The 14,944-nt window shown below is 44.8% G+C and carries 12 protein-coding genes; 8 read left to right on the top strand and 4 right to left on the bottom strand.

From position 1 onward, the window contains the following. Positions 1 to 339: 339 nt before the first annotated feature. From H6G48_RS01635 to H6G48_RS01625, 3 genes are all read right to left on the bottom strand, one after another. The gene (locus H6G48_RS01635; RefSeq protein ID WP_190718439.1) at positions 340 to 1,032 is read right to left on the bottom strand and encodes a discoidin domain-containing protein; all 693 of its coding nucleotides are present in this window, start codon (positions 1,030 to 1,032) and stop codon (positions 340 to 342) included. Positions 1,033 to 1,274: 242 nt separating this feature from the next. Then, entirely contained in the window at positions 1,275 to 2,573 is a 1,299-nt protein-coding gene (locus H6G48_RS01630) for a hypothetical protein (RefSeq protein ID WP_190718436.1), read from the bottom strand. A gap of 305 nt (positions 2,574 to 2,878) precedes the next feature. Continuing rightward, positions 2,879 to 3,820 (bottom strand): glycosyltransferase family 2 protein, encoded by a 942-nt coding sequence (locus H6G48_RS01625; RefSeq protein ID WP_190718432.1) that lies wholly within the window; start codon positions 3,818 to 3,820, stop codon positions 2,879 to 2,881. A gap of 342 nt (positions 3,821 to 4,162) precedes the next feature. Between H6G48_RS01625 and glmM the strand changes: the two genes are divergently transcribed. From glmM to H6G48_RS01590, 7 genes are all read left to right on the top strand, one after another. Next, the gene (gene glmM / locus H6G48_RS01620; RefSeq protein ID WP_190718429.1) at positions 4,163 to 5,602 is read left to right on the top strand and encodes a phosphoglucosamine mutase; all 1,440 of its coding nucleotides are present in this window, start codon (positions 4,163 to 4,165) and stop codon (positions 5,600 to 5,602) included. Positions 5,603 to 5,659: 57 nt separating this feature from the next. Then, entirely contained in the window at positions 5,660 to 7,387 is a 1,728-nt protein-coding gene (gene hpsL, locus H6G48_RS01615; protein ID WP_190718426.1) for a hormogonium polysaccharide biosynthesis protein HpsL, read from the top strand. Positions 7,388 to 7,511: 124 nt separating this feature from the next. Then, positions 7,512 to 8,507 (top strand): hormogonium polysaccharide biosynthesis glycosyltransferase HpsN, encoded by a 996-nt coding sequence (hpsN, locus tag H6G48_RS01610; protein WP_190718423.1) that lies wholly within the window; start codon positions 7,512 to 7,514, stop codon positions 8,505 to 8,507. Continuing rightward, complete coding sequence (gene hpsO / locus H6G48_RS01605; RefSeq protein WP_190718420.1) at positions 8,504 to 9,673, top strand: hormogonium polysaccharide biosynthesis glycosyltransferase HpsO; 1,170 nt, start codon at positions 8,504 to 8,506, stop codon at positions 9,671 to 9,673. Before hpsN ends, hpsO begins: the two co-directional genes overlap by 4 nt. A gap of 162 nt (positions 9,674 to 9,835) precedes the next feature. Continuing rightward, on the top strand, positions 9,836 to 10,420 hold the full coding sequence (locus tag H6G48_RS01600) for a sigma-70 family RNA polymerase sigma factor (protein WP_190718417.1): 585 nt from the start codon (positions 9,836 to 9,838) through the stop codon (positions 10,418 to 10,420). Then, entirely contained in the window at positions 10,420 to 10,794 is a 375-nt protein-coding gene (locus tag H6G48_RS01595; RefSeq protein ID WP_190718414.1) for a hypothetical protein, read from the top strand. The genes H6G48_RS01600 and H6G48_RS01595 overlap by 1 nt, the downstream gene beginning before the upstream one ends. Positions 10,795 to 10,814: 20 nt before the next feature. Further along, entirely contained in the window at positions 10,815 to 11,309 is a 495-nt protein-coding gene (locus tag H6G48_RS01590; RefSeq protein WP_190718411.1) for a Spy/CpxP family protein refolding chaperone, read from the top strand. Positions 11,310 to 11,410: 101 nt separating this feature from the next. Here H6G48_RS01590 and H6G48_RS01585 read toward each other — a convergent pair whose 3' ends face one another. Then, positions 11,411 to 12,562: an NAD-dependent epimerase/dehydratase family protein gene (locus H6G48_RS01585; RefSeq protein WP_125730823.1), complete on the bottom strand. Its 1,152-nt coding sequence runs from the start codon at positions 12,560 to 12,562 to the stop codon at positions 11,411 to 11,413. Positions 12,563 to 13,060: 498 nt separating this feature from the next. Between H6G48_RS01585 and H6G48_RS01580 the strand changes: the two genes are divergently transcribed. Further along, positions 13,061 to 14,911 carry a polysaccharide deacetylase family protein gene (locus H6G48_RS01580; protein WP_125730824.1) on the top strand — a complete coding sequence of 617 codons (1,851 nt, stop codon included), beginning with the start codon at positions 13,061 to 13,063 and terminating at the stop codon, positions 14,909 to 14,911. Positions 14,912 to 14,944: the final 33 nt, after the last annotated feature.

Here is a 14,944-nt window from a genome sequence, read left to right as displayed (position 1 = left end):
AATGTGTCAAAATGTTAGAAAATTCCCTACCGCTTCTAATTCATTACCTTAAGTTTAAGGATGTTCCAGTTCCCTACACTTTTGCTTGATTCATCTTTACACCTGACAACGCCCGAAAGATAGCCAGTCTTACCTTCCCGACCCCGGCATCCGTCCTAGTTCCTAAGACCCATACTTGTCCTGGCAACACGACCCGCCGAAGCTCGGTTATCGCTTAAGGAATAGTGGTCAATATCTGTTTATCGGAGCATCGGTTTTTGAGAATTGTCTATATGTTGGGCATTCATCCCATCGCTAAAAGCGAGGGACTTCTAGCGAGGGACTTCTGCTGACACTAAGTTAAATTCTTTTTCCCAAACTAACGCCCGCTAAACCAAAGGCTAACAGAGCAAGCAAGGAAGAAGGTTCGGGGATTTCGGTTGCAAACTGAATCTCTGAGAAGCCAATGCGATTGTTCGCGCTGCCAGTGAACCCCCCAAAGTTACTCAGATTAGTAAATCTAACATGAGTCGCAGCGACTGGGGCAAAATTGAACTGCTGTGGGGTCTGGCTGGTAGCTGGGGAACCAAAAGTTCCTTGAGCAAACATACTGGGAACGCCAGCGCCACTCAGGGTAATCCAAGTTGTTCCACCGTTGGAGTATTGAATCGTCACATTTTTAATTCCCTGACGGGTAAGAGCTTCACCATTACCGCCAAGGTTCCAGAAAGTAAACCCAGATAGATTATAGCTACCATTGAGACTAAAAGTGATATTACCTCCAGCACCCGGGTTTAGGGATTCCACTGACCGCCAAGAATTACCGGTGTTCGACGGCAGGTGATTTCCCGTAAGACTCGGAGTGTTACCGGGCAGCCCCTTGCCGTTGACAGTATCGTTTAGATCCCATAGTGGCGAACTCTGTCCGGGTATGTTCGTCGTTGCGGCAGTGACTCCAGAAATTAGAGTAGCGGCTTGGGCGTTTTGTGCCACACCCAACATTAAGCCGAAAGTGGCAGTGGATAAAACAAGGGTTTTGATAGTGAGTTCCACTGGAAGATCTCCTTAGTTATAAGGTTAGGTAAAGTCAAAAGGATACAACGTATCCTCCTATATCATATTTGTTTTTTTGCCAATGTCCACTACTTTTGATGTAGATTTTTTTTCCACGTTATGGTAAGGGAATCGGGGGACAGGGGGAAAACGCCCATCTGGTGGCGCAGTTAAGAAAGTCAGAAGCCAGAAATCGGGTGGGGAAGAAATTCTGTCTTCTGCCTTCATAGCGGGCAATCTGCCTACTGATGAGATTCTAGCCTCGTGGTTTTGCTATTGTCCCCATCCGAGAATAAATCATCGCTAAATAGATCATCAAGGGGCAGTTCTTCGTCAGAAGGTAAGGATTCTAGATTAGCCATTTCTTCATTATCCAACATACTGAAGAAATCTAGTTCTTCTTGGTCACTCGCAACAGAAGCAACATTTTGGCGGTTAGATGCAACTGTAGGGGTTTCTTCCGCAAAATAATCGAATAATTCGGGGTTATTGCTGTCAGCGGTATCAGCAAATAAGTCATCGAGAAAATTTTGGTTATCAGCGAATTTTTCGGTGTCGGGGGCTAATAAATCAGAGAAACTGGTGTCACTGCTAACGGTTTCTTGAATCTGACCGTAATTAGCCGATAATTCTTCTAGGCTACCGATAGTTCTCGTTTCTTCCTCTAATGTTAAACTGTTGAGAAATTCTATCTCAGCAGCGGACATCTCCCAGTCAGAGATTGCTGGTTCTGCCATGACGGGAAAATCTTCGCTCTCAGTCATTTCTGGAGAAACTAAGGTTTCTTCTGGGCTGTTTAAACCGTCAAATGTCTCCTCGGAAACGGAGGTTTCTAGGGGCATTTCGGGGGCAAATTCTGGTTCCAATCCTAGGTTTTCTTCGGTGATAAAACCATCAAAAGGATTTATTTCTTCGGCACTGGGGCTATCGGGGAAATCATCCCAGGGTTCGACGATTTCAGTGGTTCGATCATCCACTACTGCTTGGCGGGCGTTTTGTAATTCTAACAGTTGGCTTTGATAACCCTGTTCTAGTTGTTGAATTTGCGACTGATAGCCCTTTTCTAATTCTAGAATCTGCTCCTGTTGACTTTGACGCAGGGCTTCCATTTCCCCTTGCTTCCCGTCTATGATCTCTTGTATTTGACTTTGATAGCTTTGGCGCAATTCCTCGATTTTAGCTTCGTATTCCGGTTCAAGTGGCTGAATTTGGGTTTTATCGGCGACTTCCACGGCTTGAGCGGGATTTGCGCTGGCTATCTCTTGTAAACGTCCTTGGCTATCTTCTAACTCTTCTTGCAATTTAGCCACTTCTTCTCTATAGGTGGCTTCGATATTGCGAATCCGTTCTTCGGAGAGAGCGAGTTGTTTTAACTGTCCTTTGCTGTCTTTTAACTCCTTTTCGGTTTCACCTAAAGCCGCCCGAACTTTCTCATATTTCTGTAGTGCTTCCCTGATTTTTCCCTCTTGCAGGGCATATAAAGCCCCACCCCCGATCGCACCTCCACCGACAAAACCGATTAAAATATCGAAGATATTCATTATGGGATTCCTCCTCTAGGAAAATTTACTTTATAATATGCCCAATCTCAGAGGATAATTCACAAGGGGCAAATGTGGTCAGTGTTTTCCGCCGCTCCCTATGCCGATTGCTTTTGATTGTGGCAGCAATTATCAGAAAAAGAAAGCAAATATTCAGTTTTTTATCGGCAAATGTTCACCTTTAGGGCAGTTATCTCGATGGTGAGGTACAAAGTCTCTGGTTTTAGGGAGTCGGTTGTCGATGTCAAATCCAGTCATACCTCGTCTTTGTGAGAAACGCCGTCGGTGGTGTTCGGCAAGACATTTCACTGAAGCTGTATTTCCCGATAAGCTTGATAAACGCCGCGCACGTTGTACCAATTGAGAAAAATGCGGGCAATTTCTAGGGCTAATTGCGGTTTACCTCGATCGATTAACCATTGTAACAGCGGGGAGAGGCTGCGTTCATTCAGGGTTCCCCCCAGGGAAAGTAAACCCCACAACAGTCGATGAATCCAAGTCATTTGAATCATCATCCGCACTTCCCAGGTGGGATGTTTTTGATAAAAAAGCACTCCCATTCGTCCTCGTTGAATTTCCTTATCGATGAGATTGGGAATTTGAGCGAGATTAAAGGGGGGATGCCAATGATAACCGACGGCTTCTGGACATTTAATTAATTTTAGTCCCAATTGCTTCAATCTCACCCCTAATTCCAAATCTTCCCAACCGTAGAGTTGAAACTGAGTATCAAATAATCCTGCCGCTAATAACCATTTTTTAGCGATCGCCACGTTGCCCGTGGCAAAATAGGCGGCGGAGAAATCGGTGATTTTATAGGGTTCACTGCTGGGATGCTCGAAGTTACAGGTATTAATGACAGTGCCGTAGGTAAATAAGCGATCGCTGCCGAGATTGGCTGCTCCAGCAGTTAAAGCGTCGGCATGAGCTTGCAAAAAATTTTCTGTCACTACCAGATCGCTATCGATAAAAATAATTGTATCACCACGGGCTTTTTCTACCCCCAGATTCCTAGCGATCGCCGGTCCGCCGTGATCCTGTTGCCACAGTTGCAGATGGGGTAAATTGGCTTTGTGACTTTCTAGCCAGGCGATCGTCGCATCGGTAGAGCCATCATCGACAAGGACTATTTCGTAGTTTTCCACTTTATTATCGGTTAAACGCTGATTTTCTAGGGCTAGTAAACATTTTTTTAAAATTGCTTGGCGATTGTAGGTAGGGATGACAACACTGATCAGCACGGGCATTCGGGGGTCAAGATTACCGTTTTAGCTTACCAAATAACCTCGGTTCCTTGATTAGACCTCCTGCAAAAATCAACAATCTTCATTCAGGATTGAGGAGACAGGATTGAGGAGACAGGATTGAGGAGACTATTTTTATTTATTCTCCCCATCTCCCCACACACCACACCCCACACCCCACACCCCATACCCCACACCCCACACCCCACACCCCATCTCCCCATCTCCCCACACCCTATGTAAGGAACCCCGGAAGGAGGATTAAGGTCAACTGGGAACATTGATTTCAAAAAATCGGTGATCATGTTATCCTCTGAATGTGTCGTGTGAGGAAAGGAATCGGCCATGGTAGCTTCTCTATCGTATCAAAATGGACAAAAAAATCGATCGCATCCCCTGTTATCCTTAACGGGTTTAATCGAATTACCGCCATCCCCCCTGTTTGGCACGGACGGAATTCGCGGCCAAGTGGGAGAATTATTAACTGCCCCCCTAGCGCTACAAATCGGATTTTGGGCAGGACAGGTATTAAAAAATCAGGCTGGTGTCACCAAACCGATAATTATCGGTCAAGATTCCCGTAATTCCAGTGATATGTTAGCCAATGCTATCACTGCGGGTTTAACTTGGGCGGGAATAGAAGTCTGGCAACTGGGATTATGTCCCACTCCCTGCGTCGCCTATTTAACCAGAGAAAGCGAAGCGATGGGGGGGATCATGATTTCTGCCAGTCATAATCCTCCTGAAGATAACGGCATTAAATTTTTTGACGGCAGCGGTTTAAAATTGTCTGGCAGTTTAGCGGCACAGATAGAAGCGGGTTTAAGAGGCAATTTAGAATTAGCAGATAAACCAGAAAATTGGGGAAAAGCGACTTTTTGTCCCGAATTAATCCAAAAATACTATCAAGCTGTCATTGATTCCGTCGGGACGGATATTAACCTATCGGGATTAAAAATAGTTTTAGATCTAGCTTGGGGGGCAGCCGTTAACCTAGCACCTTTAGTATTCCAAACCTTGGGGGCGGAAGTTATCTGCCTACACGATCGAGCCGACGGCGATCGCATTAACGTTAATTGTGGTTCTACCCATTTAGAAAGCTTACAGGCGGCGGTGATTAATCAGCAAGCGGATTTAGGGTTTGCCTTCGATGGCGATGCCGATCGAGTCCTGGCCGTGGATAGTCAAGGTAGAGTAGTAGATGGCGATTATATCCTCTATTTTTGGGGTCGTTCCCTCTTAGAAGCAGGACAGCTACCCGATGGGTTATTAGTAGCCACGGTGATGGCTAATTTAGGTTTTGAACGCGCTTGGCAAAAACTGGGGGGTCAATTCTTGCGGACTGCCGTGGGTGATCAGCACGTTCAGGCGCAAATGTGGGAAACTGGAGCCATGCTAGGGGGTGAACAATCCGGTCATATCCTCTGCCATCATTACGGGGTTTCTGGGGATGGAATGCAAACCGCCCTACATTTAGCGGCTTTAGTGCAGAAATCGGCGGTTTCCTTGGCTAACTTAGTCGATCATAGCTTTGTCACCTATCCGCAGATTTTACGCAATGTGCGGGTGGAAGATAGAGAAGTGCGACGTAATTGGCAGCAATGTGAACCTTTGCGGCGAGAAATCCGCCAAGCTGAGACAGCTATGGCAGAAAAAGGCCGAATTTTGGTGCGAGCTTCCGGGACAGAACCGTTAATTCGGGTGATGGTGGAAGCAGAAACCCTAGAATTAGCCAATTTTTGGACAGAAAGGCTAGTGGCAGCGGTGCGAAGCTATCTTTTGTAGTCGATCGAGGGGGACAGGGATTATAATGCCCTTAGCGTAGCGTAGCAAGGCCTAATTATGACCAGACTAGGTATCGATCGCCAGAAAAAAAAGCATAAACAGGGCCAAACAAAAGCTGATAGTCCCCCGCTTAACATCAAAGAGAAACTTGCCCTCAAAAAAGAAGAAAGGCAAAAGAAACAAAAGTTAACGGGGTTAATTGTTTTTGCCATTTGTGTAGCAATTTTGCTCGGATTACCCCTCAGCTTATTATTTGATGCCAAGATAGGAGCGGCAGTAAGTTTAGCCTTAATTTTAGTAGTTTTCTCCTTTAGCTATCCTCGCATGGCTCTTTGGGCATTTATTATCTATGTCCCCTTCACTGGCACTATCGTGTATTGGTTGGGAGGTAGTTCAATCCTCCAGCTTAGTAAAGATATCTTTTATCTACCCGCTTTAATCGCCTTAGTTTTAGAATGTCGAAAAAAGCAATTACCGATTATTGTCCCCAAACAATTAGGTACAACCCTATTATTAATCTTTGTTTTCTGTGTAGTTTGTCTATTAGCCGTCAATTTGCAGAGACAATTTCTGCCTACTTGTGATTCCGTGGCTGGGATGAGTATCTTTAGGGATGGTCGTTTGCGCGGGGTTCCCTGTCGGGAAAGTGAGACTTTTCTGCAAGGAATATTAGGATTTAAAGTTTTGCTGGGTTATGTCCCCTTGATCTTCTGCACTTATTACTTAATCAAAGACAAACCGACCCTATTATTTTTTAGTCGTCTTTTAGTGACTTTAGCGATTATTTGTTGTGTCCTAGGACTAATGCAATACTGGATGCTGAAAACCGGTCGTTGTGTAGGAACTAGAGGCTTTGTAGCTGATGCACTATTCAAAGCCCACTTAGATGCAAGGTGTTTGGTTGGTGGGGCATTAGTGTATAGTCCGGAAGTGAATATGATCCGCCTACCAGGTACCTTTGTTTCCCCCTGGCACTGGGCTTGGTTTTTGGTCTCTAATGCCGTAGTTTGTTATGCCAGTGCCTTTAGTGAAACTTCCCAAAAATGGCGACTAGCAGCCCTAGTGGGTTTAACCCTAGTTTTTATTAATGCAGTGATCTCTGGGCAAAGACTAGCTTTCTTTGCTGTACCGATGATTATTGGTCTGATGACGATTCTTACAGGACAAATCGCTAACTTAAAACGATTTTTGCCGATCATTTTTGCCGCCACTTTACTTCTAGCTATCGGTTTTTCTTTCCTTAACCCGGATTTTGTCCAACAACGCTACGATAGTGCCATCAGCCGTTGGCAACAGGCTCCCCCCACCGCTTTTCTTCAAGAACAGTTGGATTTTGCTATCCGTAATCAGGGCGGTATTTTAGGTCGTGGACTTGGTGTGGCCACAGCTTCTGCTAGGGTTTTCGGTGATATTTCCTTTGTGGAAACCTATCACACTAAAGTTTTATTCGAGTTGGGATACATTGGTTTTGCCTTGTACATGATATTCATGACCCATCTAGTTTATCTGGCCTTCCGCACCTATCGTTCCCTCAAAGATCCCACTCTGCGAGGTTTTGCCGGTAGTTATTGGGTTTTGCTGCTCTTTGTTGCCTATCTTCCCTATTGGTATGCCCTCGATACGGATCCTGTGGGCGTTTATTACTGGATATTTGCGGGCGTAATTTTTAGATTACCCGTGATCGAAAAACAGGAAAAAGAGGCTAAAATTCTGGCGGGGGAAACCGCCACAAAATCCTCCAAAAAGGGCTTAAATTTTAAACGCAAAGGTGTTTCTTTAGCTTGAAATATGGGTGTTGGGTTTTAGGGTGTTGGGGTTTTAGGGTTTTAGTGGAAATTCCCCCATTCCCCCATTTCCCCACTCCCCCACTCCCCCACTCCCCCACTCCCCCATTCCCCCATTCCCTGCTATGAATTTTCCCTCGATTTCTGTCATCATACCCACCTATCGACGCGAAGAGCCTCTTAAAGATACCCTCGATGACCTACTCAAACAAGATTATCCCGATTTTGAGGTATTAGTTATCGACCAGACCGCTACCCACAGCCCCGCCATACAATCCTATCTGGAAAATATGGCTAATCAGCACAAAATTAGCTGGTATCGGCTGGATTGGGCGAGTTTACCCGGTGCGAGAAATTATGGAGTCCGTCGCGCCCAAGGCGATATCGTTCTTTTTATCGATGATGATGTGCGGCTACCGGATAATTATCTCAAAGCACATAGTGAGAATTTTGTCAAGAACCCTGAGATAGGTGTAGTGGCAGGTCGGGTATTCGATCGCATGAAATTGGGTGACTCCCAAAAAATGGCGACAGATACCAGCAAACCCTACGAAATCGACTTTTTACCCCCCCAAGCCATGGATCCGGGCATTGCTTGGTATTACATCGATCTTGTCCACACCACTAAACCCCAGCAGGTAATCTCGGCCCGGGGCTGTAATATGTCTTTCCGGAAGGATATATTTACTAAATACGGCATTTGGTTCGATGAACGCTTTCGTGGCAGTGCCGTGCGCGAGGAATCGGATTTTTGCTTAAGGTTACGCCGGACTCCCTATCATGTCTGGTACGATCCCACCGCTTATCTGGTTCATTTAGGGGAAGAAACCGGCGGCTGTCATGATATTAGCACTCGTTCTTTGAGTTATCAGACGACTTTTTATCATAATCACTTTCTGATGGCCCTGAAAAATCTCACTCCCGCTCAACAATTGCGACTCTACGCTAAATTATTTGATTGTCACGTTCTTGGCAATCCTCCCTGTAATAAAGGTGGTTCCCCGATTAAAATCCTTTCTAGGGGAATTTTTTATAGTTTAGGTTTTCTCGATGCTCTGAAAACTCAAGTAAAGTCCCTCTGGAATGATGGTCAAATTTATACAAAACTAGATAATCTATGAGAATTTTAGTCGCTAGTCATACATATATAGTTGATCTCAACTGTGAGAAACTGCGCGCCCTGACAAGATTAAATCCCAATATTGAAGTTACTATTGTTGTTCCCCAACGTTGGCAACCGGGAGGAGTCCAAAATAAAATCATTGAAAGTCAACCGAAAATAGCCGACAATTTCCGAGTTATTCCTATCTCTAATTTTAGCCAGAATAACCAAGCTTTATTAACTTTTGGCACTGATATAATTTCTTTATTGCAAAAATTTAGACCCGATATTATTCAAGTGGAACAGGGTTCTAAATCTCTCGCTTATGGTCAATTTATTACTCTGAATCGTCTCTTAAATCTCCAGGCTAAAAATGTATTTTTTACCTGGTGGAATCTTCCCTATACTCCTAAATTTCCCATCTCTTGGTTAGAAGCTTATAACCTGAAAAATACCGATGGTTTAATCGCCGGTAATCAGGACGGGGTAGATGTTTTAAAAGAACGGGGTTACAGGGGTAAATACACCGTTTTACCACAATTAGGAGTGGATGAAGTCCTTTTTTCCCCCAGCAAGCAACCCGATTTAGCCCGATCTTTAGGCATTGAAAACGATGAATTCGTGATTGGTTTTATCGGTCGTTTTGTGGAAGAGAAAGGCATTCTAACGCTGATTAAAGCTGTAGCTAAATTAACAGGTAAGTGGAAATTATTACTGTTAGGTCGGGGAATCCTGAAAGATAAAATAGTCAGCGAAGCTACAGCCGCAGGAATAAGCGATCGCTTGATGATAGTGGAAAGTGTTCCCCACGATCAAGTAGTTAATTATATTAACCTGATGAACACTTTAGTTTTGCCTTCAGAAATCACCTATCAGGTCAAAACCTTAACTGCCGTCGGTTGGAAAGAACAATTCGGTCATGTCTTAATTGAAGCTATGGCCTGTCAGGTTCCTGTTATTGGTTCTGATTCGGGAGAAATTCCCTTTGTTATTGCTGATACGGGTTTAATTTTTCCCGAAAAAGATGGGGAGGCACTGGCTAAATCTATACAAACTCTCTTAGATAATCCCAGCTTCGCTCTTGAATTAGGCCAGAGGGGTTATCAGAGGGTAATGACCAATTATACTAATAAAGCCCTCGCTCAAAAACAATTGGATTTCTATCAACAATTACTCCCTCGGTGATGGGGAGATGGGGTGTGGGGTGTGGGGTGTGAGTTGTGGGGTGTGGGGAGAAAAAAGCTGATAACTGATCACTGATAACTGCTCACTGATAACTGATAACTGGTTATGAACCATTCTTGACACCCCCTAGTCTAAAGGGACAAGTAGCTAGGGGTGAGGGGAATGATCGAGGTGATAACCGATAAGCAAACAAGTGTGAGCGATCGAGAGTTAATTTTAAAATGTCAAAGGGGTGATCGGGGTGCTTTTCGTCACCTTTACCGTCTTTATCAACCAAAAATCCGCTCTACTCTCTATCAACTCTGTGGACAGGAATTCCTAGAGGATTTTGTCCAAGAGGTCTTTTTAAGACTGTGGCACGGGTTGCCGAAATTGCGTTCACCTGAATACTTTTCCACTTGGGTTTATCGGATCACTTGGAATGTGGCGATCGATGGTCGGCGACAATTAGCCAAAAGACAAATGAGGATGGCCAAAAGCACTGATGAGGAAAACTCCCTTGATAGCGAATCCCGTCCCCAAGATAGTCCCGATTTGATGCAATTGCATTATGAGGAGGTGGTCCGACAAGGGTTAGAAATTCTCAGTTTAGAACATCGCGCTGTCCTTGTCCTTCACGATCTAGAGGACTTACCCCAAAAGGAAATCGCCCAAATCTTAGAAATTCCCCTCGGTACGGTGAAATCACGTCTTCATTATGCGCGTAAAACCATGGGTCAATTTTTGCAAAAACAAGGAGTTCTCTAATGTCCCCAGAAGATGACAAAGTGGTTAATTTTCTGCGTCGCTATCGTCCATCGCTGCCACCTCGACCGATAGATGAAGAAGAACAATTAATGCAAATGATTAGGGGAGAAAGGCCGGTAACTTGCCCAAAATCCCTGCCTTTATTGGGGTGGATAACTGGTATTACTGCCTTATCTGTGCTGATTGTTGGTTCCTATCGTTGGTTTCATCCTCATCCACAACTGGGCCAAATTTCCGACGAGCAGTTAGAAGCTTTTTTAGTGGAGAGTTGGAACCATAGCATCGCTCCACCGATTGCTGCTCCTAGCGTTTATAGTTCGCCTTGGATGAGCTTAAACGAGCCTCAACTCACCTATTCTACCTATAATCCTTAATTTCTTGGTCGAGGTCAATTATGTCCCTTTCTACTCTCTCGATTCTCGGCACAACCATGGCTGTAACTCTGGCGGCTAACCTAGTCCCAACTGCCACTGTGCTATCCTATCCCCAAGATCGTCTATTTATCGCTCAAACTAGCTCTCCCCAGCGTCCTGAGAGTCGTCGAGTGAATAATTCTCGAGAAAGACTAATCGAACAATTAAACCTTACCGATGACCAAAAGTCGAAAATTGCCGCTATTCGTCAGAAATATCAGGAAAAAACCCAAAAGTTGCGAGACACCCTGAGAAGCAACGAACAAGAACTAAATAGTTTATTATCCAATAATGCCTCCGATCGAGATATCCGTTCTAAACATCAGCAAATCTCTCGGAATCGCCAAGAAATCAGTAACCTGCAATTTGAGAGTTTTTTGGAAATTCGTCAAGTGTTAACTCCCGCTCAAAGAACGGAATTTTCCCAATTAATGCAGGAACGTTGCCCTAATTCCCGCAATTGCGGACGACAATAATTCCTATCAGTGCCGATTAAGATCGAGTTTGATGCCGATACATTAGAAAAACGCCAAGGATGGGTTACTACCCCATCCTCAACTTATCATTTACTGATCAATTATCGTTTCCAAGTGACTTTTGGTAGGATATGATTCATATCTACCCGGTCTCTGTACTTGGTGGCGAAGTTCAAGAGGGAATCGAGGAGAGAATCGGAGAGATAGTGAGGTTGTAGTCCTAGATCGAGTAATTTTGTGTTTTTAGCGTTAAAATAATGTTCCTCTAACTCGATGCGCGGGTTGTCAAGATTGTTAATCTCCACATTTAACCCTAACGCAGAACCAGCTTTTTTCACCATCAGTGCCAAGTCACCGACGCTAAACAGTTCGGTAAATTGGTTAAAAACGCGGAATTCCCCGGATTGAGCGGGATTAGCGATCGCTAATTCCAAACAACCCACGGTATCGCGGATATCTAAAAATCCTCGCGTTTGGCCACCTTTACCGTACACTGTTAGGGGATGACCGATCGCCGCTTGAATACAAAAACGGTTTAAAGCAGTACCAAAAACCCCATCGTAATCGAGACGGTTAATTAACATCTCATCCATTCCCGTTTCTTCGGTGAGGACTCCATAAACCACCCCTTGATTGAGATCTGTGGCTTTTAAACCCCACATCCGACAGGCAAAATGGATATTATGGCTATCGTGGACTTTGCTGAGATGGTACATACTACCAGGCTGTTTGGGATAGGGTAAAGTATCCTTACGACCGTTATGTTCGATCGTGATGTAACCTTCTTCAATATCTATATTCGGTGTGCCATACTCACCCATGGTTCCCAGTTTTACTAGGTGCGCGTCGGGAAATTCCTCTTTCATCGCGTAGAGGATGTTTAAATTGCCAACCACGTTGTTAACTTGGGTTAAAACTGCGTGTTCGCGATCGATCATGGAGAAGGGTGCAGATCTCTGTTCTCCGAAGTGAACAATCGCATCCGGTTGAAACTGTCGCAGGGATTGAATCAAAAAGTCGTAGTTATTGATATCCCCGACAAAAAGATCGAGGGATTTTCCTGTCAGATCTTGCCAGCGTTGAATCCGATGAGATATGGGTGCGATCGGTGTTAAGGTATCGCAGCCTAATTGTAAGTCCCAATAGCGACGAACTAAACTATCAAGTATGCCTACTTCGTAACCTCTATTTGATAGATGGAGTGCCGTTGCCCAACCACAATAGCCGTCTCCGCCAATAACCAAAACTCTCATACAATATCTGTAAAGTTTATATACTCGTCTTTGGTAACTCTAGCAGTTTTGTGTCACGCTTTACCAGCTTAATCCCCGTGAATATAGTGGGGTGTGGGGTGTAGGGTGATGGGGTGTAGGGTGATGGGGAAATGGGGTGTAGGGTGTGGGGTGTAGGGTGTGGGGTGTGGGGTGATGGGGAAATGGGGTGTAGGGTGTGGGGTGTGGGGTGTAGGGTGTGGGGTGTGGGGTGATGGGGAAATGGGGAAATAGGGAGAATCAATAAAGGTAGTCTATTGACAACTGATAACTGATAACTGATAACTGATAACTGATGAGGGTGTTCTAGAAAACTTGACAAGGGAACGGATTACAGGGAAACTCAGCTTGTAATCAGTGGGCTTTGCTGACGAGAAAACAAAAGCCAAAAATCTAGATAAAAGGCAGTTTTTTCGGTAACTCAGGGCCTATCTGCTTTTTACTTTTTACTTTTTACTTTTCACTTTATTACTTGATCTTATGCGTTGGCAAGCTCGGCAAAAATCTTCGTTTCCCTTCCTTCCCCTATACGGATTTTTGGCATTTATCGTCGTTTGTCTGATTATTTGGGCAAGTTCTCTCTATCCTCGCTCTAATGCTCTGGTGGGGGGTGATTCTTTCCCCGCACCTTTTAGGGAGTTTCAACCGGAATGCGCGGATTATGTTCTAGAAAATAGTTCTTTTAAGGATATATCGAGAATTTTTGATTGTAAAACCTATAAAAACCTCTCCGATCGCGTGATTGTTCCCCTATCTCTCCAAAAAAACGATATTAGTCTCGATAATTGGCAAAATAACTCGGCAACAGCGATCGAATTAGCACCCTGGCCGGAAATTCATCCCCGCGCGCAAGAGACAAAAGTACCAATTTTAATGTATCACGACATTTTACCAGAAAAAGAGGTATTCTTTGACGTTACTCCAGGCGAATTAGAGGCACATTTCCAATTTTTGCAGGAAATCGGGGCAACTCCGATCAGTATCGATTGGTTAATTTCCCATCTGCGGACAGGTATCCCCCTTCCCGCTAAACCGGTTTTATTGACTTTTGATGATGGTTATGGGGGACATTACCAGTATGTCTATCCTTTATTGAGAAAATATAACTATCCCGCCGTTTTCTCGATTTATATCCATAAAATGACTCAAAAAACCGGCAGAACCAGTGTCACTTGGCAACAACTCCAGGAAATGGCCGCCGATCCTCTAGTCCAAATTGTCTCCCATAGTGTTAGTCATCCCCGGGATTTAAGGTTATTATCCGATGCAGATTTGGAGCAAGAAGTCAAGCAATCGAAACAAATCTTAGAAAAAGAATTGGGTATTCCGATTAATTATTTCACCTATCCGGAAGGGAAGGCGGACGATAGAGTGAAGGAATTCGTCAAAAAAGCGGGTTATCGGGCGGCTTTATCGATGAATGACCTCGATGAACATTTTGCTGGACAATCCCCCGATTTACTCACTATTGGACGCTTTGGGCAATCGCGCACGCGAGAAATTGTCCCGCAAGCTTGGGGAGGTGATCCCTTACCCCGTAGGGATGGCGGTTTTAACTTTGCCACCACCATCCAAAAACGGGAAGTGGAATTTCCAACTAATACACTTGTTTTAATTAGTGGCGGGATTCCCAAAACTATCCACGCTGATAGTCGCTATCAAGTGGAGGAAATTATCGCCGGCACAGAAGCGATCGCGGCTGTAGATGGCGGTTTTTTCTCTCTCAAGGAATTGGACTCAAATCAGATGATCGGGCCGGTTTTAAGCGAAAATGGCGGCTTTATCCCGGGATATGAAGGGGAAATCGACAAGTTAGAGGGTCGTCCTTTAGTAATCATTACCGATCGATGGGTGCGTTATCTTCCTTTTGATCCTGCCCGTCATAATACCCTAGAAGGAATCGCAGCGGAGGCCGGAGATGATCTCAAGGTTACGGATGCTTTTGTCGCGGCCGCTTGGTTAGTCAAAGATGGACAACCGCAATCGCGAGAATCCTTTGGTACACTTTACGGTTTTGATGCCCTGCGTCACCGGGCTTTTTGGGGGATTAATCAGGCAGGACAGCCAGTAATCGGGGTTTCCAGAGAGCCGATCGATTCCATGGCTTTGGGAGAATTATTAGTACAGGCAGGTTTTCGGGAGGCGGTGATGTTGGATTCAGGAGCAAGCACCTCCCTCGCTTATCAAGGTCAATCGCAAGTGCATTATACTCCCCGTCCTGTTCCCCACGTTGTCGCTTTATTTCCCCCCACAGAAACCTATATTGTTCCCATTAATCATGTGGGGATTCCCTGCGTAATTTTCGCCGATTCCTGTGCTGCGGGGAGTTAGGTTAGCAATATATGATCGAGTTAAACCTTAGCC

The organism is Microcystis flos-aquae FACHB-1344, assembly GCF_014698375.1.
GTDB lineage: Bacteria > Cyanobacteriota > Cyanobacteriia > Cyanobacteriales > Microcystaceae > Microcystis > Microcystis aeruginosa.
This window is presented reverse-complemented; position numbering and strand designations above follow the sequence as displayed.

Coding starts and splice junctions, on each gene's coding strand:
- H6G48_RS01630 (WP_190718436.1), bottom strand. CDS start 2,573: ATGAATATCTTCGATATTTTAATCGGTTTTGTCGGTGGAGGTGCGATC.
- H6G48_RS01625 (WP_190718432.1), bottom strand. CDS start 3,820: ATGCCCGTGCTGATCAGTGTTGTCATCCCTACCTACAATCGCCAAGCA.
- glmM (WP_190718429.1), top strand. CDS start 4,163: ATGGTAGCTTCTCTATCGTATCAAAATGGACAAAAAAATCGATCGCAT.
- hpsL (WP_190718426.1), top strand. CDS start 5,660: ATGACCAGACTAGGTATCGATCGCCAGAAAAAAAAGCATAAACAGGGC.
- hpsN (WP_190718423.1), top strand. CDS start 7,512: ATGAATTTTCCCTCGATTTCTGTCATCATACCCACCTATCGACGCGAA.
- hpsO (WP_190718420.1), top strand. CDS start 8,504: ATGAGAATTTTAGTCGCTAGTCATACATATATAGTTGATCTCAACTGT.
- H6G48_RS01600 (WP_190718417.1), top strand. CDS start 9,836: ATGATCGAGGTGATAACCGATAAGCAAACAAGTGTGAGCGATCGAGAG.
- H6G48_RS01595 (WP_190718414.1), top strand. CDS start 10,420: ATGTCCCCAGAAGATGACAAAGTGGTTAATTTTCTGCGTCGCTATCGT.
- H6G48_RS01590 (WP_190718411.1), top strand. CDS start 10,815: ATGTCCCTTTCTACTCTCTCGATTCTCGGCACAACCATGGCTGTAACT.
- H6G48_RS01585 (WP_125730823.1), bottom strand. CDS start 12,562: ATGAGAGTTTTGGTTATTGGCGGAGACGGCTATTGTGGTTGGGCAACG.
- H6G48_RS01580 (WP_125730824.1), top strand. CDS start 13,061: ATGCGTTGGCAAGCTCGGCAAAAATCTTCGTTTCCCTTCCTTCCCCTA.